Here is a 25,166-nt window from a genome sequence, read left to right as displayed (position 1 = left end):
GTTCGGGTGAGGACATGACCGATATCTCGCAGGCCGAGGAGAAGACCAGGGTTCACGAGGAGAAGGAAGCCGATCATCATCCTTACTTCCGCCCGAAGGATGCGGCGACGCTGATCCTGGTCGACCGCAGCGGCGCCATTCCGAAAGTGCTGGTCGGCAAGCGCCACGACAAGGTGGTGTTCATGCCGGGAAAATTCGTCTTCCCGGGCGGGCGGGTCGACAAGGCCGATTATCGCGTGCCCTGCGCCGCGCCCATCACCGCCGAACTGGAAGCCAATCTCGCCAAGGGCAGCCCGAAGACGCCGGCCTCGCGCGCGAAATCGCTCGCCATTGCCGCCATCCGCGAAGCCTGCGAGGAGACCGGCCTCTGCCTCGGCCGCAAGGCCGAAGGCAAAGTGCCGAAGCTCGAAGGTCCCTGGCAGCCGTTCGCGGATGCGGGCCTGCTGCCTGATCCCTCCAGCCTGTTCCTGATCGCGCGCGCGATCACCCCGCCCGGCCGCGTCAAGCGCTTCGACACGCGTTTCTTCACCGCCGATGCCTCTGCGATCACCCACCGCGTCGAAGGCGTGATCCATGCCGATGCGGAGCTGGTCGAATTGGTCTGGGTCGAGCTCGGCTCAAAACCGCTCGCCGATCTGCATCCGATGACGCGCAACGTGCTCAACGAGCTCGACACCCGCCTCGCCACCGGCCCGCTCCGTCACGACGCGCCGGTGCCGTTCTTCCACTTCTACGCCGGCAAGATGCAGAAGGACGTTTTGAGCTAGTTGGCGCGCTGGGGCGTAGTTCGATCAAGTCTATCCTCCGTCATTCCGGGGTGCGCCTCTTGGCGCGAGCCCGGAATCCATACTCCGGATGGTGGTTATGGATTCCGGGCTCGCCGCTCCGCGTCGCCCCGGAATGACGTGCTGAGAGAGCTACGAAAAACAAAAAATTCTTCCCGCCTCCCCCAATGGCGGAGTTCCCACTCATGCCTATGTCTTTGCGAGCGTCACCAAGAACGGACACCGGGCGATGGCACAAAGGCAACTCAAGCTTGGCGCGTTCATGCGCCCGATCAGCATCCACACCGGCGCCTGGCGCTATCCCGGGGCCTGGCCCGACGCCAATTTCAACTTCTCGCACATCAAGACGCTGATCCGAAAGCTCGAGGCCGGCAAGTTCGACGCCTTCTTCATGGCCGATCACCTCGCCGTCCTGAACATGCCGATCAACGCGCTGAAGCGCAGCCACACCGTAACCTCGTTCGAGCCGTTCACGCTGCTGTCGGCTTTGTCAGCCGTGACCGAGCGCATCGGCCTGATCGCGACCGGCTCGACCACGTTCGACGAGCCCTATCACGTCGCGCGCCGCTTCGCCTCGCTCGACCATCTCAGCGGCGGCCGCGCCGGCTGGAACATCGTCACCACCTCGAACCCGGACGCGGCGCTGAATTTCGGCCTCGACGATCACATGGAGCACGCCGAGCGCTACAAGCGCGCCCGCGAGTTCTACGACGTCGTCACCGGCCTCTGGGACTCCTTCGCCGACGATGCCTTCATGCGCGACGTCGAGAGCGGCCTGTTCTTCGATCCCGCCAGGATGTACACCCTCGACCACAAGGGCAAATACTTCAAAGTGCGCGGCCCCCTCAACATCGCCCGCCCCGTGCAAGGCTGGCCCCTGATCGTGCAGGCCGGCGCCTCCGAAGACGGCAAGCAGCTCGCCGCCGAGACCGCGGAAGCAGTGTTCACCGGCGGCGGCAGCCTCGCCGACGGCCAGAAACTCTATGCCGACATCAAGGGCCGCATGGAGAAGATCGGCCGCGACCCCGAGCACCTGAAGATCCTCCCCGGCGCCTTCGTCGTCGTGGGCGACAGTGTCGATGAGGCCAAGGAGAAGCGCGCTTTGCTCGACAGCCGCGTGCATTACGACAGCGCCATTGCCTCGCTCTCCGTCATCCTCGGCACCGATGCCTCCGGCTTCGATCCCGATGGGCCGCTTCCCGAGATTCCCGAGACCAATGCCAGCAAGAGCGGCCGGCAGCGCCTGGTCGATCTCGCCGCCCGCGAGAAGCTCACCGTGCGCCAGCTCGCCCAGCGCGTCGGCGGCTATGGCGGCCTGTCCTTCGTCGGCACCGCCAAGACCATCGCCGACCAGATGGAGGAATGGCTGGTCGGTCGCGGCTCCGACGGCTTCAACATCATGTTCCCGTTCCTGCCTGCCGGTCTCGACGATTTCGTCGACAAGGTGGTCCCGGAGCTGCAGAAGCGCGGGATTTTCCGCAAAGAGTACGAAGGGCCCACTTTGAGGGAGAATCTGGGCCTGCCGCGGCCGAAAAACCGGTTCTTTGAGGCCTAATGGGCCCGATCTGAGCGGTTTCCGCCGCCTGAAACCTTGACTTCCCGTCGTTTCTGACTAGGTTGCCGGCCAACGCGGGCCGTTTGGCCGGCTCCAGATTCCCCTGATATTCTGAGGTTCAGAACATGGCCAAAGCGGTCACCATCAAGGTCAAGCTCGTGTCCTCGGCCGACACCGGCTTCTACTACGTTGCCAAGAAGAATTCGCGCACCATGACCGACAAGCTGGTCAAGAAGAAGTACGACCCGGTCGCGCGCAAGCACGTCGAATTCCGCGAAGCCAAGATCAAGTAAGATCGCGGCGTAGCGCGCTAAGGTTTTTTGCGGGGCCCTTGCGGGCCCCGTTGTCGTTTCGGCTCGCATGTCCCTGCTCATGTACCCTGCTACCCAGCGCTGCGCTGCTTAGCGCAGCGAAGCAAATCCGGACCGGCTCTGCGAGATCACACTGGGACACTCCGGCGTGACGAGAGGAACTCGCTTGAGTCGTGGTTGTTGAGCCAGCATCGTCAAGCGGCTATCTTTCGGAGCGAACCTCTTGCGTTGCCGCTCAACTGACTTGATGGGAGAATCGCATGCGCATCGCTCTGCTCATTGTCGTTATGGTCATCGGATTTTCTTCCGCAGCAAACGCTCAGTATGACTATCCCTGGTGCGTTTTTGGCGGAGGGCTCGGCGCTTCCGGAGACTGCATGTATTCGACGCGGGAACAGTGCCTGGCCTCGGCATCCGGGCGATCGAACACCTATTGCGATGTGAACCCGCGCGTGAGGTTCAAGCAGCACGCTCCGCAGCGGCCGCGCTGATCATGATGCGCGCGCTTGCCTGTCTGCTCTTCGTCCTGATCACCATGTCCGCGCCCGGTCCAGCGGCAGCGCAGCGGTTCGGCGGCAATTTTCCGGTATGTCTGCAGGAGTGGGAATGGGGCGGCGGCACCTACATCTCTTGCCAGTATCGTTCATTTGACGAATGCAGAGCCAGCGCGGCGGGCCGTTCGGCGATGTGCCTGGAAAACCCATATGTGCAGCGGCCGTCCCCTCCAGGCCGCAGCGCGCGTCCCCGGTAGGGCTAGAGCATGATCGGCCCGTGACGAGCGCCGATCCAGCCATCATTCCGTGCCTTCCGGCCTGCCCCGCAACGTCGACCTTCTCGGTTGAATCCTCTACATGAAACCCGGATTGCGCGGGAAATAGCTACCCCCAATCTCCGAATGGTCGATTTGACATCAGCAGCATCGGGAACGTCAGCCGCATCCCGTGGTCGATTGCCGCCTTGAGCGCCGGCTCGCTCGCGCCCGGCACAAAAGCCGAAATGGCCGGACAATCGCTCTGGGCCGCGAACGACAACGCAGCGGCGAAAGCGGACTCAACCAGATCTGGCCTGTGGACTGCAAGCGGACCAATGTGTCCACCCGAAATGTAGACGTACCCGACGCACTCATTGCCGGCGTGGATGGTGAATCCGCGCGTCGTGCTGTCGCCAAGGAGAAATCGATGATGCTTCTCCCTGGAAACGCCGACTGCGCTGACATCGATCTGCGCCAGCCTGTCGTATGGGATCGCGTCGGCCGTGAGAGATTCAAGACGGAGCCGCGGCGCAGCCAACCGTGGCGCCAGGCGGTCACGAGGGACGCCGACCATGTAGATCGGAAAGCGCGGGAACAGTCCGTGGCGGATGTAGAGGCCTTGAGATACGTTGTTGAACGTGAAGGTGATCAGTGCCTTGATGGGTGCTCCGCGCATTTCTGCATGCGCGAATGCCTTGTTGATGAGTTGATTGCCGATGCCGTCGCTCTGACGATCAGGCGCGACGAACAATGGGCCAGGAACCAAAGCTCGCCACAGACCCAACTCCACGCGAAGCCGACTATTTCTCCGTCGTCATCGGCCACCCATAAGCCCGGGATCATCCGCGAGCGAGAAGGCCTGAAAATTCGGCGGACGAGAGGATGCCATCTTCCCGAACCCCCGCCGTTCGGTTAGCTCATTGATGCTGGCGACCACGATGTCATCGGCCTGCTTCAAGTCGTCGATGCGAGCGGGCCTGCACACGACCGCCATTCTCTAGTCCCTCCCGGGCGTCAGCTCGCCCCGCCCACGATGCATCGGGTCGCGGCTTAGTTTCTACTCACATCTTGATGAGAGCGAGAAATCGTCAGCCGGCAATCAGGCGAGCGGCCGGATGTTCTGGTTCATCCGGAAGAAGTTCGTAGGGTCGTATTTCGCTTTGATCTGCTGCAGGCGCCTGTAGTTCCGCCCATAAGCAGCGGCAACCGGATCGCCTGTCTCATCGTCGTCGAGATAATTGACATAGCGTCCTGAGGCAAAGAAGGGCCGCATCCTTTCATAGGTTGCGCGTGCCCACGAGATGCTGCGGCTGGTATCGCTGGCCTGCGTCCATTGCGCGAGGATCAGGAAATTGTAGCCCTCCTGCCGATGCACAAATGCCGTATCCCCGGCACCCACGCGGGCCGCGGCACCGTGGATGTGCTCGAGCAGCAGCTGCCCCATCTGAGTCGGGCAGCGGGCGAAGCATTCGATCATCGTCGCGATCGCACCATCGCTCAGCTCCGTGAGGAAGTTCGACTTCCAATAGTTGAACGCGCCTTTCGGATAGTTGGCGTCGAGCATGCGGTTGAGCTCGCAATAGGTCATCGGTCCGACCGCATCCAGAATGGGAGGCCCGAACTGTTTCAGCGGCTGCATCGCTCGTTCGGCCTCGGCGACTGGACCGCAGTGGCTGGTAACCAGGGCCGCGACCTCCCTGCCGGACCCGTCGGGCGCATGGGTCAGGGATGCGAACAGCATGTGCTCGTCCGTGAGCGATCGCGTGCTGGTCCGGAAAAATTCCAGCACGTCGCGGGAACGCTCGATAGGGTGAACGATCGGGCCGCCGGTGATGATGGGCCCTACCGTATGGAGGTCGTATTCAAGACTGGTGGCAATCCCGAAGTTTCCGCCGCCGCCGCGCACGGCCCAAAAAAGATCGGGCTGCTCTTGCTTGCTGGCCCGCACAACCTTGCCATCGGCGGTGACGAGTTCGACAGCCCGCAGATTATCCAACGCGAGGCCGTACTTGCCCATCAACCAGCCCAGTCCTCCGCCGAGCGTCAGGCCCGCGATGCCGGTGGTCGAGACCACGCCGCCGGTCACCGCAAGTCCGTGAAGCTGCGTTTCTCGATTGAGCTCGCCCCAGGTGACCCCGCCCTGCGCCCATACGGTCTTGCCGATCGCGTCGATCCGGACCCCCTTCATGGGTGAGAGGTCGATCATGATCCCGCCGTCGATGGTTGCGCGCCCGGCCACATTGTGGCCACCGCCGCGAACAGCGACCTCGAGGCCGAGCTTGGTCGCAAGTGCCACGGCATCCACGACATCAGCCGCACTGCGACATCTGGCAATCAATGCTGGCCGTTTGTCGACCAGCCCATTGTGAACCTTGCGCGCCTCGTCGTAGCCCTCGTCCGCTGGCTTGAGCAGTTCTCCTCCGAAGGAGGCGCTAAGTTCGGCGGCAGCGCTGGCAACAGATGCGATGGACATGACACGAGCTCCCTAGCTTGGCCCGCCACATCCTCGATCGCGGGCTGTCTCAGAGCAAATCCGAAGAATTCAGGTGACGATGAACTGATTTCACCTACACTCGCCGCATGCACAAGCTGCCGCCCCTGATCGAGTTCCGCGCTTTTGAGGCTGCCGCGCGTCATCTGAGCTTCAAGAAAGCCGCGGCAGAACTCGGCGTCACGCCGACCGCGATCAGCCACCAGATCGGATTGCTCGAGCAGTATTGCGGCCGCGCTCTATTCCGGCGCAGACCACGCCCTCTTTCGTTGACCGATGCCGGCGCGCGGCTGTTTCCCGCCATTCGCGGCGGACTCGAGGCGTTTGCCGCTGCCATTGCGTCCCTCAAGCAGGAAGGTGACGAGCAGCCGCTCCGGGTTACGACGACCAACGCCTTCGCTAGCCGCTGGCTCGTGCCCCGCCTGCCCCTGTGGCGGAAGTTGCATCCTGACGTGCCATTGGAAGTGATCGGCACTGACACGGTGCTCGATCTGCAGGCCGGAGACAGCGACGTTGCCATCCGTTATGCGACCAGCCGCGTACCGCCGACAGACGGAATCGTCGATGAACTCTTTAGCGATACGTTCTGGCCGATCTGCAATCCGGATTTGCTTTCAACCGGACGGCTGAAGAGACCAGTCGACCTCGCAAAGCACGTTCTGATCCACTCCTATTGGTCGCCGGCCGATCGTGAGCCACCGACGTGGCAGAGATGGCTCGGTTTGGCCCAGCGCCGGTGGCGCGAGGTGCCCCAATACAAGGACCTGCAGCACTTGAGTTTCCGGGAAGAACTGCACGCCATCGAGGCGGTGATCAGTGGGCAGGGCGTCGGGATCTTCAGTGATGTGCTCGTGGCACACGACCTCGCCGCCGGCACGCTCGTGAAGGCATTCTCGTTGAACCTACCCGGCTACAGCTTTTATGTGGTCAGCAGGCCAAGCCACCCGCGCGCGCGGACCATTCGGGTCTTTTCGCAGTGGTTGCGGTCGAGTACCTGATCCGGACCGGGTCAGCACAAAGTGCGAAGCCGGGAGAGGTCATGCGAATAACCCGAAGCGCGACCAGCAGCGCGGACCAACTCCAGCTGCGAACCGGAGCGACGGGGCCGACCCGAGAATTGACGGCGCCGAGCAGGTCACCGTTGCCCTTACGTTTCTTTAGGGTGCAGCGGAGTCGCGAAACCCGAGAACGTTACGGAGCTCCAATGGAGCGCGCTTACGACAAGCTCCACGTTACACTCAGAGTTCTTCCAGCAGCGCCTTGCTTTCCTTCAAGTCGCGAACGTCGAAGCCCTCGCTGAACCAACCGTAGACCGGCGCGAGAAGACCGCGTGCTTCATCACCCCTGTCCTGATCACGCCAGAGCCGGGCGAGACTGACGGCGGAGCGAAGTTCCCAGAGTTTCGCCTCCTGCTGGTGAGCAATCGCAATGGCGTGGCGAAACTCGGCCTCCGCATCGGCCTCCGCGCCTGGCCGAGCCCTTAGCATCAACTCGCCTCGGCGCCGATGCAGCTCGGCCTCGAACCACCGCACCCCCGATTTCTGGGTTAGTGCCAAGGCGTCGGAGAGTTGGCCGAGCCCCGTTTCATATCGTGCTCTCTTTGCCTCGGCTGCTGCGAGCTGCGCAAGGTAGAACGGAAGAGTCCATGCTGCGCCGGACGCCTGGAATCCCTCGATGCCGCGCCGCAGTAAGTCCACCCCGGCCTCGGGGTCGCCGGCTTCGGCCAGCGTCCAGCCGCGATATGCCGTCCCCATCGCGAGAAAGAAGGCAAAGCGCTGCTCGGTGGTGAGCGCAACCAGCTCGTCCGCCCGTTGCCCAACCATGCCCGCGTCTTCGAGCACGAAATGCAACCGGCAGGCAACGCTCAGCGCGAATGCGAGGCTGATCGGGTGCGACGAATCGCGGGCCTCTGCCAGAGCGTCACTGCTCTGCACGCGCGCCTGATCGGCGAAGCCAAGAAGGCCACACGTAAGCGAAAGGAACGAAAGCATCGCCACGCGGGCGTTTTCTGCGAACAGGGCCGTCAGAGAGCGCTGCTGCGCCGGATCGTAAAGGGCGAGCCCCCGCTCGAGGTGGGTGCGCGCCAAGGCCAATTGTCCGCGATGAAGCCAGCTATCGCCGACTGCCCGATGACCGGCGACAAGAATGGCCGCATCGTTCTGTCGCCCGGCCAAATCGAGCAGATTCTCGGCGATGCGATGCGATCGGTCCGTTTCACCACGGACGTGATAATGCACGAACTCGCCCCAGAGTGCCTTGAGCAGATTCGGCGTGTCGTTGAGTGCCTCGCAGAGGCAACGCGCCCGGGCGTAGGCCCTGCCGGTCTCTTCGGCCGCGTGGCCCTTCGCGGCGATCAGTGCACCGCCGAGCGCGAGTTGAAGTTCAGTTTCGGTGCGCTGGCGCCCGGGAGCATCCGGCAGTTGAGATAGCAAATCAAGCGCCTTTCGCATCTGCGCGATTGCTTCTGTCATTGCCGATCGAGCCTTTGAACGCTCACCAGCCTCCTGCCAATAGGAAATCGCCTTTTCGGCCAAGCCCGCATGTCCGCAGTGGTGGGCGAGGATTTCCGGCTGCTCTTGGATGCCTCTAGCGAGCCTCTCCTCGAGTGCGCCAGCGATCCGAGCGTGCAGCTCGCGGCGTTGGCCGCGCAACATTGTGCCGTATGCCGCATCCTGGACCAGTGCATGTTTGAACAAGAAATTGGCGTCGGGCGGCTCGACACTCCCAAACACGAGGCCGGTGTTGATCAGCCGGTCAAGCGCCGCCCGCAACTCCTTGTCGCACCGCTGTGCGACCGAGGCCAGCAGATCATAGGAGAACTCGCGGCCAATAGCTGCGCCGATTTGTGCCACCTCCTTGGCGATCGGCCCAATCCGGTCGAGCCGCGCCATCAACGAAGCATGTAGCGTGGCCGGTACGGCAAGTCCGGGCAGCGGCGCGAAGGAGATCGCTCGCGCGATACTCTGGGGGCTTGTTTCGAGCACCGCTTTGGTCAACTCCTCAACGAACAGCGGCACACCATCCGTACGTTCAGCAATTTCATTGACGATTTCGGTCGGCAGCGTCTGGCCACCTGCCACGCTCCGGATGAGCGCAGCGCCCGCATTCTGGTCGAGCCGGTTCAGCACGAGCAAGCTGACATGCGGCTTTCCGGTCCATACTAACTGGAACTCGGGGCGGTAGGTGATCAAGACCAAAACCGGCAGGCTTGCTACGCGATCGACGGTTCGGTCCAGCAGCTCGCGCGAGCTTGGATCGATCCATTGCATGTCCTCGAACACGATCATGATTGGACGTCTTTGCGCGAGAGCTTCAAGCTGGCGAACCAGAGCGGCGAAGCTTCTCTCCTTCTTTTGTTGCGGCGTACTCGTAACCGGTAAGTATAGATTATCGTTGGGGATCGACAGAAACTCGGCCAGGATCGCCGGGTCCTCGTTGGGCGACAATGCAGGCGACAGGAGCGCTCGAAGTTTGTCGAGCTTGGTCGTCGGTGTGTCCTCACGATCGAAGCCAGCCGCTCGCTGGAGTTGTGCGATGAAGGGGTAAAGCGCGCTTTCCTGATGATGAGGCGAGCAGAAGTAGCGCAAGCAGGTGTGCGGCTCTCGCTCGATACGCTCCTGAAGAGCCGCAACGAGGCGCGACTTGCCGATCCCCGCCTCGCCGACAAGCAGCATGACTTGACCGGTACCCGCCCGCGCATGGCGCCAGCTCCGCTCCAACCGCGCGAGGTCTTCCTCACGCCCAACCAGCGGGGCGAGGACCGAAGGGTGCAACGCCTCGAACCGGCTCTCCGCTGTTCCCTCACGAAGCACCCGCCAGGCTTGCACCGGAGCGGCGAAGCCCTTCAGCGTCACGGCGCCGAGATTCTCGTAGTCAAAGAGCCCGCCGATGAGCCGCCGCGTGTCCTCAGGGATGACTACCCCATCCGGTTCGGCGAGCGCTTGCAGTCGAGCGGCAAGGTTCGGCGTCTCGCCAAGCACGGCCTGCGCCTCCGCCGCTTCGCTGCCGATAAGGTCACCTACGACGACGAGGCCAGTCGCGAGCCCAAGACGAACCCGCAGCTCGAACTCGGCTGGGGCTCCCGGCGCGTGCCTGGTCGCGGCGATCTCAAGCGCAGCGCGCACTGCGCGTTCGGCATCGTCCTCATGCGCTGAAGGATGACCGAATAGTATGAGCATGCCATCGCCGATGTAACGGCTGACGGTGCCACCGTATTTGCGGACGACCGCCGCTACGCTATCGCGGTACTCAGCAATTATGTCCCGTAGATCTTCCGGATCGAGCTTTGTCGCAAGTGCCGTCGAGCCGACGAGATCGCAGAACATCACTGTGAGCTGACGACGCTCGGCGGAAGAACTTGGTGCGGCCAACAAGCCTGCGCGCTCCGTGACCGGTGGCACGATGGACGTCGCTGCGCCGGCCCCTCTCGTCATTTGCGGCGGTACGGTCGGCGTGAGCGCGGCACCACAGTCGCCACAGAAGTTCTTGCCTGTCGGATTGTCGCCCCCGCACGCAGGGCAGCGAAAGAACAGCGGCGCGCCGCAATCGCCGCAGACCTTCGTTCCCTCCGGGTGGACTCTGCCGCAATTCGCGCAATCCATGGCCGCACCCGATCGAATTCCGACCGACATGAGTTCGCGTCGGTCTATGGGCGAATCTTGAGAGCGCGCTCTTTCAAGATTCTCTTCCCTCAGCCGCCTACCAAGCGCCAAGCATGATCAAACTCACAATGACCAGGAAGTAGACACAGGCGATAGTCGCAGGGAAAATGAGCCAGCCGGGCGTCATCGTTGCCTCCCGAGCGGTTGTCTCGAAAGCTTAAGCTGGCCGGCGCGATTAGGATTATGAACTGGCTAACACTCTGCAACTCAAGTCCATTTTCAATCTGAGAAGGCTGACCACAGCCTGACACGACCCAAACGCGAAATTGGCAAGCCCATGAACGACCGCCTGCCGAGTCGACGAAAGGTTCTCTCGCACGTCAGCAACCGAGCGCTTTGAGGCAAATGCAAATTTGTGAGAACGGCAGCGGTGCAAGGCCAAGGAAAACGACCACCCGCCCCGCCCTAGGCTGTCCGCAGCACCGGCGCCGGCGGCTGCGACGGCCTGATCAGCGCGAACGCGACCTGCACGATGCCGCCGGCAAGGCCGAGCGCGACACCGATGCGCCAGGCCATGGTGTAGGAGCCGAGCGCGTCGTAGAGCAGCCCGCCTCCGTAAGCGCCGAGGAAGCTGCCGATCTGGTGGCTCATGAAGGCGAGGCCCTGGATCATCGCCTGCCAGCGCAGGCCGAACATCTCGGCGACCGCGCCCGCGACCAGCGGGCCGACGCCCATCCACAGAAAGCCCATGATCGCGCCGAACAGCAGCGTCGAGAACGGGCTTGCCGGCAGCATGAAGTACCAGGCGAGTGCGAGCGAGCGCAGGATGTAGATCCCGCCCAAGAGCGCCAGCTTGTTCCAGCGTTGGCCGGCCCAGCCGAAGAACAGCGAGCCCAGCACGTTGAAGCCGCCGATCATGCCGAGCGTCTGCGCGCTCAGCATCGGATCGAGGCCGCAGATCGCGAGATATGACGGCAGGTGCGTGGTGAGGAACACGAGCTGCATGCCGCAGACGAGATAGGCGCAGGTCATCACCACGAAGGAGGCATTGCCGAACGCGGTTCTCGCCGCGGCTGCAGCCGTGGCATCATCGATCTCGTCGGCCGCCGGCTTCGGCAACCGAATCCTGTCGACGCGCCCAGCATACCAGGCCGCAGGGATCATCAGCACCGACATGCTGACGAAGCCGGCAAGCCCGACGCGCCAGCCAAAGCCCTCGTTGAGCATCTGCCCGATCGGCGCCGAAAGTAGCGCGCCGAGCGAGCCCGCGCCGGAGACGATGCCGAGCACGGTCGAGCGCACCGTTTCAGGCACCGCGCGCGCCGCCACCGACATCGCGATCGCCGCCGCGGTGCAGGCGAGCGAGGTCCCGATCAGCACGCCGGCGCCGATCATGATGCTGAGAAGCCCATTCGCCGTCGCCATCAGCGCGAGGCCCGCGATGTACATCAGCGCACCGGCGATCATGATCGGGCGGAAGCCGTAGCGCACGGTGAGTGCACCGGCGGGCGGCTGCAGGAAGCCCCAGGCGAGGTTTTGCACGGCCAGTGCAAGCGTGAAATCCGAGATCGAAATGTGGATGTCGTGCGTCAGCGGCTGCATGAAAATGCCGAGCGACTGCCGCAGCCCCATGCTCAGCGTCAGCATGATCGAGGCGCCGATCAGGATCGGCAAGGTGGGACGCAGAACCTGCAGCAGGGGCATTTTTCTTCTCCCTTTTGGGCGCGGCACGCGTGCCGTCGTCTGCTTTAGCCGATGTTTTTGGGTACACAGACCTGTGCACTTAGGCTATAGATGGAAGCGGCTGTCAAGCGAACAGGACGCTTAGCTCCGCATGGCTCCCCCGCCTGCCCCACAGACGATGAAAGAGCGGATCCTTCAGACCGCCGACAAGCTGTTCTATCTGCAAGGCATTCGCGCCATCGGCGTCGATACCATCGCGGCCGAGGTCGGCATCAGTAAGCGCACGCTCTACAATCACTTCCCGTCCAAGGACGCGCTGATCGCGGCCTATCTCGAGCGTCGCTTCGTCAGCGCACGCCCCTCCGACAAGCCGCCCGCCGAGCAGATCCTCGGAACGTTCGATTCGCTGGAGCAACGCTTCGCGGCGAAAGACTTTCGCGGCTGCCCGTTCGTCAATGCGGTCGCCGAGCTCGGCCCCGGCGACCGCGCCGTGAAGAAGATCGCGATCGCCTTCAAGGAAAGCCGCCGCCTCTGGTTTCGCGACCGGTTGAAGGAGCTCGGCGTTGCGGATGCGGAGGCTCTCGCGACGCAGCTCGTGCTGCTGGTCGACGGCTCCATCGCGCAGGACCTCGTGCGCGATGATCCGGCGATGGCCAGAGCCGCGAAGGAAGCGGCGAAGGTGCTGCTGCGGAATGCGGGGGTGGATGTGGGCGAGGATGCGAACCCGGCGGAGAAACGGAGCAAGCGCGCTCCAGACTAACCGCTGTCGCCTGATCGCTCGCTGTCATCACCCGCGAAGCGGGTGATCCAGTATTCAAGAGACAGTGAAGCTAGACCCGAGAAGCTGCGGCGTACTGGATTCCCCGCTCCAGTGCGCGACTGCGCACAAGGCGGGGAATGACACCGGGATTTGTGGAGAAAGCGCGGGCGCCTGACTACCCGTCAGGACCATTTCGCGACCCTACCAATATGCTCCTGTTTTGCCCGACGGGTCAAACGACGCCGCTGCCGGCGCAAATTATCTCGCCACCCGCGTAACCCATTGATCCCGCTCGCGCCGGCTACTGTGCATGGGGTTGTTTTCGCAACTTTGCGCGGACGGCCGCTCACGCCGCGTGCGACACCACGCGATTGCGGCCGTCGTGCTTGGCGCGGTAGAGCGCGGTGTCGGCGCGCTTGAGGACGTCGGCCACCGCCTCGCCCTTTCGCTCGAGCGTGGTGAGGCCGATCGAGATCGTGACCTCGATGCGCTTGGCCCCCTTGTGGATCGCGAAGGGCTCACCCGCTATCGAGCGGCGCAGGCGCTCGGCGACCATGCCGGCAACATGGAGATCGGTCTCGGGCATCACGATGACGAATTCCTCGCCGCCGTACCGGCAGGCGAGATCAATGCCGCGGATCGATTTGCGCACGCGCACCGCGAACTCGCGCAGCACGTCGTCGCCGGCATCGTGGCCGTAATTGTCGTTGATCGACTTGAAATAGTCGATGTCCAGGATCATCAGCGCCAGCGGCTTGCCGCGGGTCGCAGCCTGTTCGGCGAGCGTTGCCAGATGGCTCTCCATGTAGCGGCGATTGTGCAGGCCGGTCAGCGCGTCGGTGATCGCCATCTCGATCGAGTTCTGCACGTTGTCGCGCAAATGATCGGTGTAGCGGCGGCGGCGGATCTGGGTGCGGGCGCGCGCCAAGAGCTCGGTCTTGTCGATCGGGCGCAGCAGGTAGTCGTTGACGCCGATCTCGAGGCCGCGCAGCAGCCGCGTCGAATTCTCGGGATCGGCGATGGCCAGGATCGGCACATGGCGCGTGCGCTCCAACGAGCGCGCCTGGCTGCACAGGCGCAGGCCGTCGAAATTGTTGAGGTCGAGCGAGACGATCAGGAGGTCGTAATTGCCTTCGGCGGCGTGGAATAGTGCCTCCGTCGGGTTCGGCTCGACGTCGATGGTGTGCTCGGCGGCGAGGATCGTCGCCAGCCGCTCGTAGGAGGACTGGCGGTCGTCGACCAGGAGGATGCGGCCGCCCTTGCCGGTGTCGGCGATCGCACTGCGCTCGGGCGCCTGCATGCCGATCTCGAGCGAGGTGATGGCGCGCATGCGCAGCTCATCCGTCATCATCTTCAGCCGCGTCAGCGAGCGCACCCGCGCGATCAGCACGACGTCGGAGACGGGTTTGGTCAGGAAGTCGTCGGCACCGGCCTCGAGCCCGCGGTTGCGGTCGGCGGGGCTGTCGAGCGCGGTGACCATCACGACGGGAATGTGGTGCGTCGCCGGATCGGTCTTGAGGCGGCGGCAGACCTCGAAGCCGTCCATGTCGGGCATCATCACGTCGAGCAGGATGATGTCGCATTCGGCACGCCTTGAGATCGCGAGCGCCTCGGTGCCGTTCGCGGCGGTCATCACGTCGAAATATTCGGCGGAAAGGCGGGCCTCTAACAGCTTGACGTTGGCGGGGACGTCGTCGACGACCAGGATACGCGCGGACACTGTGAACTCACTTCCTATCCGATAAAACGCCGGACCGTCTCAATGAATTTGCCGACCGAGATCGGCTTGGACAAATAGGCTTCGCAGCCGCCCTCGCGGATGCGCTCTTCGTCGCCCTTCATCGCGAACGCCGTGACCGCGACGACGGGAATGGCACGCAGCTCCGGATCGTCCTTGATCCAGCGCGTCACCTCAAGGCCGGAGACCTGCGGCAGCTGGATGTCCATCAGCACGAGGTCGGGCCGCATCTTGCGCACGAGGTCGAGCGCCTCGTAGCCGTTGCTGGTGCCGGAGGTCTGGTACCCGTGCGCCTCCAACAGGTCGCGGAAGAGCTTCATGTTGAGCTCGTTGTCTTCCACGATCAGGACGGTCTTAGCCATCCCGCCCTCCTGATTGGTCCGAAGGACCGGTACATGTGACGCCTCAGACGCCGCTTCCCGGCGTTTCGAAAACTGGATTCAAACTAGCCTCAGATTCGCTTGAGTTTCGTTAAACCCGAGGGTCCACTTTCTGCGATGTGGTTTCCAGTTGCTTGTCCGGGGCCGGAAGACTTGAGCACGAGACTCGGGCATGATGATTCCAAATTAGAGACCGAAAGTTAACGGAAAGGCAAACCGTCCCCGTGAAAAAGCCTGTTCACAACCCCCGCGAAGTCGCTGAAATCGTTGCGATTCAGGCCCTGTCCTTCGTCGCGGGCGAGCCTGAGCGGCTGGGCCTGTTCCTGGCCGAGACGGGGGTCGGTCCGGAGACCCTGCGCAACGCCGCCGCGGACCCGAATTTCCTCCTCAGCGTGCTCGATTTCGTGATGCGGGACGATGCCGCGGTGAAGGCCTTTGCCAAGGTGGCGGAACTGCACCCGACCAACGTTGCCGCGGCGCGGCAGGTCCTCGGCGATGCGCTCGGTGACCCCTCCTGGGAGCGCGACGTGCCGTGAGCGTCCCAGAGCCGGCCGGGCCCCGCTGCTTCTGCCGGGATTGTCTGGCCGATCTGGATATGGGCCTGCGGCGCTGCTCGGCCTGCGGTTCCCCCCGCCTCGTCCGCCACCGCTCGCTCGCCGGCCTGACCATCGCCCATATCGACTGCGACGCCTTCTATGCGACGGTCGAGAAGCGCGACAACCCTGACATCGCCGACAAGCCCGTCATCATCGGCGGGGGCAAGCGCGGCGTGGTGTCGGCGGCCTGCTACATCGCGCGCACCTATGGCGTTCGCTCGGCGATGCCGATGTTCAAGGCACTGGAAGCCTGCCCGCATGCGACCGTGATCCGCCCGGACATGGCAAAGTACGTCCGGGTCGGCCGCGAGGTCCGCCAGGCCATGCAGGCGCTGACGCCGCTGGTCGAGCCGCTCTCGATCGACGAGGCCTTCCTCGATCTCTCCGGCACCGAGCGGGTGCACGGCATGATCCCCGCCAAGGTGCTGGCGCGCTTTGCCCGCGACGTCGAGCGCGACATCGGCATCACCGTCTCGGTCGGCCTGTCCTGCAACAAGTTCCTGGCCAAGATCGCCTCCGACCTCGACAAGCCCAGAGGCTTTGCCGCGCTCGACCAGGAGGAAGCGCGGTTGATGCTGGCGGAAAAGCCGGTCGGCTTCATCTTCGGCGTCGGTCCCGCGACGCAGGAACGCCTGGTGCAGCGCGGCTTCCGCATCATCGCCGATCTGCAGAAGGCCGACGAGATCGAGATGATGCGGCAGTTTCCGAGCGAGGGCCGCAGGCTGTGGCGGCTCGCACGCGGCATCGACGACCGCCGCGTCGAGCCTGACCGCGGCGCCAAGACCATTTCAAGCGAGACGACGTTCGAGACCGACATCCGCGATTTCGCGACGCTGGAGAAGATCCTGTGGCGACTCTGCGAGAAGACGTCGTCGCGCCTGAAGAGCAGCGAGCTCGCCGGCTCCACCGTGACGCTGAAGTTGAAGACCGCCGATTTCCGCCAGCGCACGCGCTCGCAATCGATCGCCGCCCCGACGCAGCTGGCCGCGAAGATCTTCTCGATCTGCCGCGAGATGCTGGCCAAGGAAATCGACGGCACCGCCTTCCGCCTGATGGGCGCCGGCGTCAGCGCGCTGCGCGAGGGCTCGGCGGTCGATGACACCGACATGCTCGACCGCCGCGCCGCCCACGCCGAACGCGCGGTCGACAGCCTGCGCAAGAAGTTCGGCAGCGCCGCGGTGATCCGCGGCATTGCCTATGAGGGCCCGGAGAAGGCGCAGGAGTGATGACGTGTGAACGCGATCTCAATGCGCTGCTGAGACTGATGAAGCCGGAGCTGCGACCGGGCACCTTCGTATTTTGCACGATCGCGGCAGACGAGACTATTCCCGCAGCAGTCGATCCGCTCCTGATCTTCCGCGAGGCGGAGGGCACAACGGTCGTAGCACCGCTGGAGGATGCCGAACGCGCAGGACTGCGCTACGAATTCGCCTCACGCCTGATCACGCTCACGGTTCACTCCGCGCTCGATGCGGTCGGCTTCCTGGCGGCAATCACGGCGCGCCTCGCCGACGCCGGCATCAGCGTGAATGCCGTGTCGGCGTTCCACCACGACCATCTCTTCGTACCGTCCGACAGAGCCGACGAAGCGATGGCGGCTCTACAAGAGCTGTCAGAGGCGAAGCACTCATAGCAGCTGTAGCCCGGATGGAGCGGAGCGCAATCCGGGACAGTGCTCCGTGGCGACAGGCTTCCCGGATTACGCTTGCGCTTCATCCGGGCTACAGGAAAACCTCAATCCGCAACCGCGACCGCCTCGATCTCGATCAGCCATTCCGGCGCAGCGAGCGCGGAGACGCCGACGAGCGTCGAGGCTGGCGGCTCCATGCCTTCGAAGAAGGCCGAGCGGGCCTTGCCGATGATGGGCCGCAGCTCCGGCTTGTAGTTCACCACGAAGGTCGTGATCTTGACGATGTTGGAATAGCTCGCCCCCGCGGCCTTCAGCGCGAGGCCGAGATTCTGCATCACCTGGGTGGTCTGCGCAGCGATATCGCCCTCGCCGACGATCCGGCCCTCCTCGTCGGTCGAGACCTGGCCGGAAATGTAGATCGTGCGCGCCCCCGTCGCGGTGACGACGTGGGAATAGGCTGGATTGTGATGCAGGCCGCTGGGGCGGAGATGGTCGAGCTTCGGCATGGGCTGGCTCCCCGAATTTGTGGTTGGGAGGGAGCGTAGCGGGAGAGTGTGACGAGAGCTAGCCCCGTCATTGCGAGGAGCGAAGCGACCAAGAGAGATCTCGTAGGGTGGGCAAAGGCGCACTTGCGCCGTGCCCACCATCTATCAACAATTATCGAGAGAAAGCGTGGGCACGATCCGCTTTGCCCACCCTACGACGCTGCTCGCGACGAGAGACCTAGCCCTCAATTACAGGGCTTGCTGTCCTTCACGTCGAACTTGCCCATGGCGCCGGAGATGACGAAATCGTTGTAGTCGAGCACGAGCTGGCGCGAGACGCCGTTCTCGTAGAGCTCGAACGCCATCGCATAGACCGGCGTCTGCTCGCCCTCCTTCTGCTGGGCGTCGCGGTCGAAATAGCTGACGGTGACTGGCCAGCGCTTGAGCGACTTCATGTGCTCGTCCGCAGTCGACGGATCGGACGAGGTGGCGCGGTCGGCGGGGATCGGTTGACCGATCACGGTCAGCGTGTTGTAGACCTTCTGGCCGTCATCGGAGCCGTCATAGACGGAGAGCTCCAGCAGCGATTTGCCTTCCTTCGCGGCGGCGATGATGCGCTGGATCTGCTCGGTCGGGAACACGATCTTGCCGTCGAGCGTGAACGTCTTCGGCGCCGGCAGCCTGAGCTTGACGTTGATGTGGTCGCCGTCGCGCTCGGCCGAGCCGTCGACGCGGCCGGCATCCGCCTCGTTCATGCGCGTCTCGATCTTGAAACGGTAGCTCTTGCCGGCGGCATCCTCCCAGGAATTGGAGCGGAGGTCGCTGAGCGTGACCTTGCCCTCGCCGCTGTCGAGCTCGGAGACCTGGCGGAATTCCGAGGTATAGCCCTCGCAGGCGTTCCCCGTGAAATTGTAGAGGATCCGGCCGCGGGCGCTATTGACCGAATTGGTGCGCGATTTGACGAGGCGGAGATCATACAGCGCCTGGTGCGCGAGAAACGGACCGTTGGCGGCCTCGGCTACGCCGCCAAGGCCGACACTGGCCGCGGCAAGCGCCATCACACCGAGCGAAGTCCGGAAAAGATGCACCATGTCTGTTCCCTGAGGAAAGCGCAGATTCGACATTTTAATGACCGTTCCATTGCGCCGCAACTGAGGCCGTCCACGTAAAATTGCCCCTCCACGTTGAACCTGCCGGCCAGCCTCAACCCCTCCGGTTGCTTGCATGTGGCGGCACGATGGGCGAAACAGGGCGCGCCCGGCCATCCAGGGGACGCGCCGGAGCGAAGGATTTTTGGACAACGAGGTCGGACATGGCGGGCACGGTCGAGCAGAAACTGGCGGAGCAAGGCATCAAGCTGCACGAGGCCCCCTCCCCCGTCGCCAACTACGTGCCCTTTGTGCGCACGGGCAACCTCCTTTTCGTCTCCGGCCAGGTCTGCTTCGACCCCGCCGGCAAGCTGATCGCCAAGGGCAAGCTGGGCGCCGGCGTCTCGATCGAGGACGGCGCCGCAGCCGCGCGCGGCTGCGCCGTCAACCTGTTGGCCCAGGTCAAGGCGGCGCTCGGCGATCTCGACAAGGTCGTACGCGTCGTGCGCCTCGGCGGCTTCATCAACTCGGCCCCGGATTTCCTGGATGGGCCGAAGGTGCTCAACGGCGCCTCCGACCTGATGGTTGCCGCCTTCGGGGACAAGGGCCGCCACGCCCGCACCACCGTCGGCGTCGCCTCGCTGCCCGCGGATGCGGCGGTCGAGGTCGAAGGCGTGTTCGAGGTCGCCTGACGCCAAATGCGCGCTCCGGATTGGCTGACAGCGCGGCCGGTCGCCCATCGCGGCCTGCATGACATTTCGCGCGGCATCGTCGAGAACATGCCGGGCGCGGTGCAGGCTGCGATTGCTAGTAATTTTGCGATCGAGGTCGATATCCAGCTCTCGGCCGACGGCGAGGCCATGGTCCATCACGACCATGCCCTGGGCCGACTCACCGAGGCCACCGGCGAGGTGATCGCAAAGACCGCGACCGAGCTGAAGGCCGTCAGGTTCAAGGACACCGACGAGCGGATGATGTCGCTCGCCGACCTCTGCGCCATGGTCGCCGGACGTGTGCCCCTGGTGATCGAGGTGAAGAGCCATTTCGGTGGCGATCGCAAGCTGGTGAAGCGGATGGCCGAGGTGTTGGCCTCGTATGACGGCCCCGCCGTCGGCATGTCCTTCGATCCCGACCAGGTGCTGGCGCTGCGTGACCTGTTGCCCAACCGTCCGCGCGGCATCGTCGCGCAGCGGAGCTATGAGGACGAGTACTGGGCCAACCTCACCCAAGAACAGCGCGACAGCATGCTGTACCTCCGCCATGGCTTGCAGACCCAGCCGCATTTCGTCGCCTTCAAGGTCGACCACCTGCCGGCCCCCGCCCCCTGGATCGCCCGCAACCTGTTCGGCTGCGCCCTGCTCGGCTGGACCGTCCGCACCCCGGAGCAGCGGAGCCGGGTCGGGCGGTATGCGGACCAGATGATCTTCGAGGGGTTCGTGCCGTAGGGCTTGCCCGTGTCCCGGACAAGCTGCGACGCGTGAGCATCGCAGCGCTGAGCCGGGACCCATCTCTCCGCAAGCGCGCGGCCACGTGGGCCCGGCTCAGCGGCGCACCACACCGGACGATGCTTCGCATCGCCGGGAGTGCTGCGCCGCGTCCGGGGCACGAGACCTGTGTTCCCCCGCCCTCTTGAAGTCGCTGCTGCAATGCACGATCTTGGGCACGATGGCATCATCGGAAATCACGCTCGAGGCCGTACCTTCGATTGGCGACGTGTCACCGGAGGATTGGGACGCCTGCGCCAATCCCGGCGGACGGTGCAATGGGGCTGGCACCAGAACCTCATCCGCTCTTCCAAGCGATTCCCTCGACCTCTCAAGACCCGCCTATAACCCGTTCGTCTCCCACGCCTTTCTCTCTGCGGCCGAGAAATCGGGTTCGGCCACGATCCGGACTGGCTGGGAACCCCGGCATCTGGTCGCCCGGCTCGGCGGCCGCGTGGCTGGCGTCGTGCCCTGCTATCTGAAATCGCACAGCCAGGGCGAGTACGTCTTCGATCGCGGCTGGGCGGATGCCTATGAGCGCGCCGGCGGGCGCTACTACCCGAAGCTCCAGGTCTCGGTTCCCTTCACGCCGGCCACGGGGCCGCGGCTGCTGGTGCGTGATGGCGTCGATCGCGAGCGTATCACCGAGGCGCTGGCGAGTGGGCTCATCGCGCTGTGCGGCGTCAGCAAGGCCTCCTCCGTCCACGTCACCTTCGCGCGGGAGTCAGAATGGAAGCTGCTCGCCGAGCACGGCTTCCTCCAGCGCACCGACCAGCAGTTCCACTGGCACAATGAGGGCTTTGCGAGCTTCGACGACTTCCTGGCGACGCTGAACTCGCGCCACCGCAAATCGATCAAGCGCGAGCGGCGCGATGCACTCGCCGCCGGCGTCACCATTCACTGGCTCACCGGCAAGGACATCACCGAGGATGCCTGGGATGCCTTCTTCGCATTCTACATGGAGACCGGCTCGCGCAAATGGGGTCGGCCGTATCTGACGCGCGAGTTCTTCTCGCTGATCGGCGAGTCCATGAGCGAGGACGTGCTGCTGGTGATGGCCCGCCGTAACAATCGCTGGATTGCGGGCGCGATCAACTTCATCGGCTCGGACACGCTGTTCGGCCGCAACTGGGGCGCGGTCGAGCATCACCCGTTCCTGCATTTCGAGGTCTGCTACTACCAGGCGATCGATTTCGCGATCAAGCGCGGCCTCAAGCACGTCGAGGCCGGCGCACAGGGCGAGCACAAGATCGCGCGCGGCTACCTGCCGCGCACCACTCATTCCGCCCACTTCATCGCCGATCCCGGCCTGCGCCGCGCCATCGACGATTACCTCAAGCGCGAGCGCGCCTATGTCGCGGAAGCCGGACGAGAGCTCGCCGAGCTCGGCCCGTTCCGCAAAGCGGCCGACGAGGCGCCTTGACGCGTCGCCACGGCTGGTGACAGTAAGCGCAAATCGTTCGAGGAGCCGCCGCCATGACCGCCTACGACACTAACAACATCTTCGCGAAAATCCTGCGCGGCGAGCTGCCCTGCTACAAGGTCTACGAGGATGAGCACGTCTTCGCCTTCCTTGACATCATGCCGCGCGTGCCCGGTCACACGCTGGTGATCCCGAAGGCTCCTGCCCGCAACATCCTCGACATCAAGCCCGACGATTACGCCCATGTCGCCCGAGGCGCGCACAAGATCGCGGCCGCCGCAATGAAGGCGTTCAATGCCGACGGCATCACAGTGCAGCAGTTCAACGAGCCTGCCGGCGGACAGGTGGTGTTTCACCTGCACATGCACGTGATGCCGCGCCACGACGGCGTCGCCATGCTGCCGCCTGCGAGCCGCAAGGAAGACGACAAGGTGCTGCAAGAGCACGCGGCGAAGCTGATGGCGGCGTTGAAGGGGTAGCCGGCGCTGCATCCTCGTCATTGCGAGCAGCTCTTGCGACGAAGCAATCCAGACTGCCTCGGTGGACGGATCCTGGATTGCTTCGCTGCGCTCGCAATGACGAGGTTGGAGCGGAGGCCCCTCACTCCGTCTCGAAATCACCCTTTTGCGGCGCGGCCAGCGGCGTGAACTCGCAGCGGTCGGGCTTGATGTCGATCAGCGGCGTGTTGTCGATGCAATCGAGGCCGCGCACCAGGATGGCATTGCCCTCGATGCCGACCAGCTTGACGATCGAGGTGCCGATCGGATTGGGCCGCACCGGCGAGCGCAGCGAAAACGTGCCGCGGGTCTTCTCGTTGTTCTTCGGGCTCTGCAGGACGATGTCGCGGCGCGAGCGGTCGAGCCAATAGAGCACTTCGAGGTTGCTGTAGAAGTCGACGCCCTTGATGGCCGGCACGAACGGCTCGAAGATCTCGAGGCGGCAGATCGGACCGTCCTGACGTCCCTGCCGCGGCGTCTCCAGCCGCGACGACCAGGGCGTGCGGATCCGGCCGATGAAGACGAGGCCGGCATCTTGCGTCGGCGGCAGCTCGATGGCGACCTCGCCCTCGCGGAGCTCCTGTTCGCGAACCATATGTCCTGTTCCCTGGCTGTTCGCTGGCGGTTTTAGCCCAACCACCACTTGCCGGCCAGCATGAAGACTTCGCCCGTGACCACGCCTGCGAAGATCGAACGGCGGGTCAGCAGGAAAACGACGAGACCGGCACCGACCGCACCATAACGCAGGACATCAGGCACGCTGGCCAGCGCCCCCGGCGGCTGGACCACGATCTGGGCGATGACGCCGGCCAGGATCGCGGTGGCGACCGCCCTGACCCAGACCAGCAGCTCCGAGCCCTCGTCGATGCCGCCGCCGAACCACAGGCCCAGCATGCGCCAGATCTGGTTGGGAACGACGCCGGCGACGAACAGGACGGCCAGCGCGTGCCAGTCGCCGATCGCTTGCGCAAAGCTCATGCGCGTACCTCCCGCCACCAGTGCACGCCATAAGCGATCGTCCCGGCGACCACGCCGCTGACGAGGATATCGAGGCCGGAGTTCATCTTCGCCGCCAGCGGATAGAGCACGATGCCCAGCACGAGCGCGACGACGTCGGCGACCTCGCGGCTGTTGCGCGCCGTCGAGAACAGGAACGAAAGCGGCGTCAGCAACAGGATCGCCGCACCAAGCGTCTGCGTCAGGTTGGCGGCGAGGAAATAGCCGACGATATTGGCGACAAGGCACACGGAGACGAGCCCGCAGCCGAGCCCGTGGACGAAGGCGATCCGCCGTTCGCGCGGCACCTGCGGCAGGAAGCGGTGGCATTCGACCCACAGCGTCACTGCGGTGAGATGCGCGGCGAAAATCAGCTCGCGCCGCTTGGTCGTGGGTGTGCGCATCAGCGGCAGCACCGAGACCACCATTGGAAACAGGCGGATGGCGCTGACGGTCACCGCGATCGCCGACTGGATGATCGTGGCGCCCGAGCCGAGCGTGGTGATCAGGATGATCTGCGCCGGACCTGCCCAGACGAACAGCGTCGAGCACAATGCCCAGAGCAGGCTGAAATGGGTGTCGTGAGCGAGCGCACCGATGCCGAGATAGGTCACGAACAGCACGATGGTGAGGATCGTCTGCGTGATCGAGCGCAGTCCCCACGCGAAGGCGCGCCAGGGACTATTCCATTGCGGTGAATCGAGCGGAGGAAGCGCCACGGGAGCTTTGGCCGGTAAGGAATCGTGCCCGCATAACGGGCGAGACGGCGCCTCGCGTCAAGGAACCGCGCGGCGGGGCTGGCATGCGCGGCACATCCACCGCCGTCATTCCGGGCGCACCACTTGGCGCGGACCCGGAATCCATCAGGCCACAGAAATCGCTGCACGATGGATTCCGGGTTCGCGACTTCGTCGCGCCCCGGAATGACAGCTCATCCTACCCCGCCACACCCCTGTTCCTCAGCACGAAGCACGCCCCGCCCGCCTTGCGGATGCGGTTGCACAGATCATCAGCCTCGGCGCGCGTATCCGTGCCGATGCGGACCTGATAGAACGCGCGCGTGCCGCGGCTGCGCATCACCGAGGAGAGCAGGCTCGGATCGCGCTCGCCGATCACGGTGCTCAGCTTCGTCACGGCCCGGGAATACATCGCGAGCGCCCTGTTGCGGTCGAAGCCGGCCGCGAGCTGGACGCCCCAGATCTTTGCGGCTGCAAGCTCGACATGCTGCTCGAGCTCGGCGACGAACGGATTGGGAGCACGCTTGAGCAGCGCCATCAGATCACGGCAGCTCGTCGTCGGCGAGCTCGGTGGTCCCTTGCCGGTGCTCCCCGCCTTGGCCCAGGCATCGACGCTGGTGCCGGTGATGGCATACACGTAATTGCGGGTCTGCTCCGGCATCGGCCCGGTGCCGGCGAGCCATTCCTGCACGCGCCGGGGGCCGGCATTGTAGGCGGCCGCGGCAAGGCCGAGATTGCCGAACTGGTTGCGCAGCTCATTCAGGAATTCGGCCGACTTCGGCAAAGCCTGCACCGGATTGAACGGATCGAGCAGACCGCGCTCGCTGGCAGTGCCCGGCATGAACTGCGCGATCCCCTGCGCATGCTGGCCGCTGCGCGTCATGGGCCCGACCGCATCGGCCTGGAAGCGGCTTTCCTGCCAGATCACGCGCGCGAAGAATTCCAGCGGCAGGTTATTGTCGCGCGCGGCCGCCTCCACGATCAGGCAGATCGACTCCCGCGTGTCGCTCTCGCGGGCATCTTTCGGTTTCTCCGCTGGCTTCTCGGGTTCCTCGGCCTTCGGAGGCGCATCGGTGGAGGGTGCCTCCTCCGCGAGCGCCGGTGCCAGCAGCAAAGCCTGGCACAACACAGTAATGACCCGAGCTATTCGCATGGCATTGACGCTATCGGACAAA

Annotated in this window: 26 protein-coding genes; 14 read left to right on the top strand and 12 right to left on the bottom strand. The window is 64.3% G+C overall.

The genetic code is table 11. From position 1 onward, the window contains the following. The first annotated feature begins 14 nt into the window (after window positions 1-14). The 5 genes from I6F24_RS07570 to I6F24_RS07550 all read left to right on the top strand — a co-directional run bounded on the left by I6F24_RS07570 (window position 15) and on the right by I6F24_RS07550 (window position 3,402). Window positions 15-767: an NUDIX domain-containing protein gene (locus I6F24_RS07570; RefSeq protein ID WP_036015119.1), complete on the top strand. Its 753-nt coding sequence runs from the start codon at window positions 15-17 to the stop codon at window positions 765-767. Window positions 768-1,014: 247 nt separating this feature from the next. Beyond that, window positions 1,015-2,340: an LLM class flavin-dependent oxidoreductase gene (locus tag I6F24_RS07565; protein WP_225152446.1), complete on the top strand. Its 1,326-nt coding sequence runs from the start codon at window positions 1,015-1,017 to the stop codon at window positions 2,338-2,340. A 125-nt stretch (window positions 2,341-2,465) separates the two neighbouring features. Beyond that, a complete protein-coding gene (rpmG, locus tag I6F24_RS07560) occupies window positions 2,466-2,633 on the top strand; it encodes a 50S ribosomal protein L33 (RefSeq protein ID WP_007603295.1) in 168 nt (55 codons plus the stop codon). A gap of 278 nt (window positions 2,634-2,911) precedes the next feature. Then, window positions 2,912-3,142, top strand: a complete 231-nt coding sequence (locus tag I6F24_RS07555) for a DUF3551 domain-containing protein (protein WP_074448008.1) — start codon at window positions 2,912-2,914, stop codon at window positions 3,140-3,142. A 2-nt stretch (window positions 3,143-3,144) separates the two neighbouring features. Continuing rightward, a complete protein-coding gene (locus I6F24_RS07550) occupies window positions 3,145-3,402 on the top strand; it encodes a DUF3551 domain-containing protein (RefSeq protein WP_225113849.1) in 258 nt (85 codons plus the stop codon). 127 nt (window positions 3,403-3,529) lie between these two features. On the opposite strand, the gene I6F24_RS07545 is transcribed toward I6F24_RS07550, so the two are convergent. Continuing rightward, window positions 3,530-4,153, bottom strand: coding sequence for a GNAT family N-acetyltransferase (locus I6F24_RS07545; RefSeq protein WP_225152444.1), 624 nt, complete (start codon window positions 4,151-4,153; stop codon window positions 3,530-3,532). 348 nt (window positions 4,154-4,501) lie between these two features. Beyond that, entirely contained in the window at window positions 4,502-5,875 is a 1,374-nt protein-coding gene (locus tag I6F24_RS07540; protein ID WP_036025574.1) for an FAD-binding oxidoreductase, read from the bottom strand. Window positions 5,876-5,982: 107 nt separating this feature from the next. Here I6F24_RS07540 and I6F24_RS07535 point away from each other — a divergent pair, with 107 nt between their 5' ends. Further along, window positions 5,983-6,891 (top strand): LysR substrate-binding domain-containing protein, encoded by a 909-nt coding sequence (locus I6F24_RS07535; protein ID WP_036025575.1) that lies wholly within the window; start codon window positions 5,983-5,985, stop codon window positions 6,889-6,891. A gap of 240 nt (window positions 6,892-7,131) precedes the next feature. Here the strand turns inward: I6F24_RS07535 and I6F24_RS07530 are convergent, their stop codons facing one another. After that, window positions 7,132-10,524, bottom strand: a complete 3,393-nt coding sequence (locus I6F24_RS07530; protein ID WP_225152442.1) for an adenylate/guanylate cyclase domain-containing protein — start codon at window positions 10,522-10,524, stop codon at window positions 7,132-7,134. A gap of 435 nt (window positions 10,525-10,959) precedes the next feature. Then, on the bottom strand, window positions 10,960-12,198 hold the full coding sequence (locus I6F24_RS07525; RefSeq protein ID WP_225152440.1) for an MFS transporter: 1,239 nt from the start codon (window positions 12,196-12,198) through the stop codon (window positions 10,960-10,962). Between the two features lie 130 nt (window positions 12,199-12,328). On the opposite strand from I6F24_RS07525, the gene I6F24_RS07520 reads away from it, so the two are divergent. Beyond that, window positions 12,329-12,937 carry a TetR/AcrR family transcriptional regulator gene (locus I6F24_RS07520; protein WP_346656899.1) on the top strand — a complete coding sequence of 203 codons (609 nt, stop codon included), beginning with the start codon at window positions 12,329-12,331 and terminating at the stop codon, window positions 12,935-12,937. Window positions 12,938-13,283: 346 nt separating this feature from the next. Here the strand turns inward: I6F24_RS07520 and I6F24_RS07515 are convergent, their stop codons facing one another. Next, a complete protein-coding gene (locus I6F24_RS07515; RefSeq protein WP_225152436.1) occupies window positions 13,284-14,657 on the bottom strand; it encodes a PleD family two-component system response regulator in 1,374 nt (457 codons plus the stop codon). A gap of 14 nt (window positions 14,658-14,671) precedes the next feature. After that, window positions 14,672-15,037 carry a response regulator gene (locus tag I6F24_RS07510; protein ID WP_008566616.1) on the bottom strand — a complete coding sequence of 122 codons (366 nt, stop codon included), beginning with the start codon at window positions 15,035-15,037 and terminating at the stop codon, window positions 14,672-14,674. Between the two features lie 242 nt (window positions 15,038-15,279). Here I6F24_RS07510 and I6F24_RS07505 point away from each other — a divergent pair, with 242 nt between their 5' ends. From I6F24_RS07505 to I6F24_RS07495, 3 genes are read left to right on the top strand one after another with little or no spacing between them, the layout of a single operon-like run. After that, complete coding sequence (locus tag I6F24_RS07505) at window positions 15,280-15,591, top strand: DUF3572 domain-containing protein (protein WP_225152433.1); 312 nt, start codon at window positions 15,280-15,282, stop codon at window positions 15,589-15,591. Then, on the top strand, window positions 15,588-16,877 hold the full coding sequence (locus tag I6F24_RS07500) for a DNA polymerase IV (RefSeq protein ID WP_225152431.1): 1,290 nt from the start codon (window positions 15,588-15,590) through the stop codon (window positions 16,875-16,877). Before I6F24_RS07505 ends, I6F24_RS07500 begins: the two co-directional genes overlap by 4 nt. Then, window positions 16,877-17,284, top strand: a complete 408-nt coding sequence (locus I6F24_RS07495; RefSeq protein WP_225152429.1) for an ACT domain-containing protein — start codon at window positions 16,877-16,879, stop codon at window positions 17,282-17,284. Before I6F24_RS07500 ends, I6F24_RS07495 begins: the two co-directional genes overlap by 1 nt. A 101-nt stretch (window positions 17,285-17,385) precedes the next feature. Here I6F24_RS07495 and I6F24_RS07490 read toward each other — a convergent pair whose 3' ends face one another. Then, entirely contained in the window at window positions 17,386-17,787 is a 402-nt protein-coding gene (locus I6F24_RS07490) for a RidA family protein (protein WP_018646938.1), read from the bottom strand. A 224-nt stretch (window positions 17,788-18,011) separates the two neighbouring features. Continuing rightward, a complete protein-coding gene (locus I6F24_RS07485; protein ID WP_158284391.1) occupies window positions 18,012-18,857 on the bottom strand; it encodes a cell envelope integrity EipB family protein in 846 nt (281 codons plus the stop codon). Between the two features lie 221 nt (window positions 18,858-19,078). Between I6F24_RS07485 and I6F24_RS07480 the strand changes: the two genes are divergently transcribed. From I6F24_RS07480 to I6F24_RS07465, 4 genes are all read left to right on the top strand, one after another. Further along, the gene (locus tag I6F24_RS07480) at window positions 19,079-19,546 is read left to right on the top strand and encodes a RidA family protein (RefSeq protein ID WP_036015166.1); all 468 of its coding nucleotides are present in this window, start codon (window positions 19,079-19,081) and stop codon (window positions 19,544-19,546) included. Between the two features lie 6 nt (window positions 19,547-19,552). After that, window positions 19,553-20,299, top strand: a complete 747-nt coding sequence (locus tag I6F24_RS07475; RefSeq protein ID WP_225148402.1) for a glycerophosphodiester phosphodiesterase — start codon at window positions 19,553-19,555, stop codon at window positions 20,297-20,299. A 220-nt stretch (window positions 20,300-20,519) separates the two neighbouring features. Beyond that, window positions 20,520-21,761, top strand: coding sequence for a GNAT family N-acetyltransferase (locus tag I6F24_RS07470; protein ID WP_225152427.1), 1,242 nt, complete (start codon window positions 20,520-20,522; stop codon window positions 21,759-21,761). A 53-nt stretch (window positions 21,762-21,814) separates the two neighbouring features. Next, window positions 21,815-22,240, top strand: coding sequence for an HIT family protein (locus tag I6F24_RS07465; RefSeq protein ID WP_057029794.1), 426 nt, complete (start codon window positions 21,815-21,817; stop codon window positions 22,238-22,240). A 121-nt stretch (window positions 22,241-22,361) separates the two neighbouring features. Here the strand turns inward: I6F24_RS07465 and tsaA are convergent, their stop codons facing one another. The 4 genes from tsaA to I6F24_RS07445 form a co-directional block, all read right to left on the bottom strand. After that, window positions 22,362-22,853 (bottom strand): tRNA (N6-threonylcarbamoyladenosine(37)-N6)-methyltransferase TrmO, encoded by a 492-nt coding sequence (gene tsaA, locus I6F24_RS07460; protein WP_036039330.1) that lies wholly within the window; start codon window positions 22,851-22,853, stop codon window positions 22,362-22,364. 32 nt (window positions 22,854-22,885) lie between these two features. Continuing rightward, window positions 22,886-23,236, bottom strand: a complete 351-nt coding sequence (locus I6F24_RS07455) for an AzlD domain-containing protein (protein ID WP_036015173.1) — start codon at window positions 23,234-23,236, stop codon at window positions 22,886-22,888. Then, window positions 23,233-23,973, bottom strand: a complete 741-nt coding sequence (locus I6F24_RS07450) for an AzlC family ABC transporter permease (RefSeq protein ID WP_036039333.1) — start codon at window positions 23,971-23,973, stop codon at window positions 23,233-23,235. Before I6F24_RS07450 ends, I6F24_RS07455 begins: the two co-directional genes overlap by 4 nt. Window positions 23,974-24,190: 217 nt before the next feature. Continuing rightward, window positions 24,191-25,144 (bottom strand): lytic transglycosylase domain-containing protein, encoded by a 954-nt coding sequence (locus I6F24_RS07445; RefSeq protein WP_225152425.1) that lies wholly within the window; start codon window positions 25,142-25,144, stop codon window positions 24,191-24,193. Between the last annotated feature and the right edge of the window lie 22 nt (window positions 25,145-25,166).

It is taken from the genome of Bradyrhizobium sp. BRP23, from assembly GCF_020194135.1.
Lineage (GTDB): Bacteria > Pseudomonadota > Alphaproteobacteria > Rhizobiales > Xanthobacteraceae > Bradyrhizobium > Bradyrhizobium yuanmingense.
Note: the sequence above shows the minus strand (reverse complement) of the source record. Positions and strands in the feature narration are given on the sequence as shown.

What these genes read in the sequence shown, in the direction of transcription:
- I6F24_RS07475 (WP_225148402.1), top strand. Translation starts at nt 19,553, where the DNA reads ATGCGCGCTCCGGATTGGCTGACAGCGCGGCCGGTCGCCCATCGCGGC.
- I6F24_RS07445 (WP_225152425.1), bottom strand. Translation starts at nt 25,144, where the DNA reads ATGCGAATAGCTCGGGTCATTACTGTGTTGTGCCAGGCTTTGCTGCTG.
- I6F24_RS07490 (WP_018646938.1), bottom strand. Translation starts at nt 17,787, where the DNA reads ATGCCGAAGCTCGACCATCTCCGCCCCAGCGGCCTGCATCACAATCCA.
- I6F24_RS07570 (WP_036015119.1), top strand. Translation starts at nt 15, where the DNA reads ATGACCGATATCTCGCAGGCCGAGGAGAAGACCAGGGTTCACGAGGAG.
- I6F24_RS07455 (WP_036015173.1), bottom strand. Translation starts at nt 23,236, where the DNA reads ATGAGCTTTGCGCAAGCGATCGGCGACTGGCACGCGCTGGCCGTCCTG.
- I6F24_RS07520 (WP_346656899.1), top strand. Translation starts at nt 12,329, where the DNA reads ATGGCTCCCCCGCCTGCCCCACAGACGATGAAAGAGCGGATCCTTCAG.
- I6F24_RS07510 (WP_008566616.1), bottom strand. Translation starts at nt 15,037, where the DNA reads ATGGCTAAGACCGTCCTGATCGTGGAAGACAACGAGCTCAACATGAAG.
- I6F24_RS07540 (WP_036025574.1), bottom strand. Translation starts at nt 5,875, where the DNA reads ATGTCCATCGCATCTGTTGCCAGCGCTGCCGCCGAACTTAGCGCCTCC.
- I6F24_RS07470 (WP_225152427.1), top strand. Translation starts at nt 20,520, where the DNA reads ATGGCATCATCGGAAATCACGCTCGAGGCCGTACCTTCGATTGGCGAC.
- I6F24_RS07495 (WP_225152429.1), top strand. Translation starts at nt 16,877, where the DNA reads ATGACGTGTGAACGCGATCTCAATGCGCTGCTGAGACTGATGAAGCCG.
- I6F24_RS07525 (WP_225152440.1), bottom strand. Translation starts at nt 12,198, where the DNA reads ATGCCCCTGCTGCAGGTTCTGCGTCCCACCTTGCCGATCCTGATCGGC.
- I6F24_RS07550 (WP_225113849.1), top strand. Translation starts at nt 3,145, where the DNA reads ATGATGCGCGCGCTTGCCTGTCTGCTCTTCGTCCTGATCACCATGTCC.
- I6F24_RS07555 (WP_074448008.1), top strand. Translation starts at nt 2,912, where the DNA reads ATGCGCATCGCTCTGCTCATTGTCGTTATGGTCATCGGATTTTCTTCC.
- tsaA (WP_036039330.1), bottom strand. Translation starts at nt 22,853, where the DNA reads ATGGTTCGCGAACAGGAGCTCCGCGAGGGCGAGGTCGCCATCGAGCTG.
- I6F24_RS07480 (WP_036015166.1), top strand. Translation starts at nt 19,079, where the DNA reads ATGGCGGGCACGGTCGAGCAGAAACTGGCGGAGCAAGGCATCAAGCTG.
- rpmG (WP_007603295.1), top strand. Translation starts at nt 2,466, where the DNA reads ATGGCCAAAGCGGTCACCATCAAGGTCAAGCTCGTGTCCTCGGCCGAC.
- I6F24_RS07485 (WP_158284391.1), bottom strand. Translation starts at nt 18,857, where the DNA reads ATGGTGCATCTTTTCCGGACTTCGCTCGGTGTGATGGCGCTTGCCGCG.
- I6F24_RS07565 (WP_225152446.1), top strand. Translation starts at nt 1,015, where the DNA reads ATGGCACAAAGGCAACTCAAGCTTGGCGCGTTCATGCGCCCGATCAGC.
- I6F24_RS07465 (WP_057029794.1), top strand. Translation starts at nt 21,815, where the DNA reads ATGACCGCCTACGACACTAACAACATCTTCGCGAAAATCCTGCGCGGC.
- I6F24_RS07535 (WP_036025575.1), top strand. Translation starts at nt 5,983, where the DNA reads ATGCACAAGCTGCCGCCCCTGATCGAGTTCCGCGCTTTTGAGGCTGCC.
- I6F24_RS07530 (WP_225152442.1), bottom strand. Translation starts at nt 10,524, where the DNA reads ATGTCGGTCGGAATTCGATCGGGTGCGGCCATGGATTGCGCGAATTGC.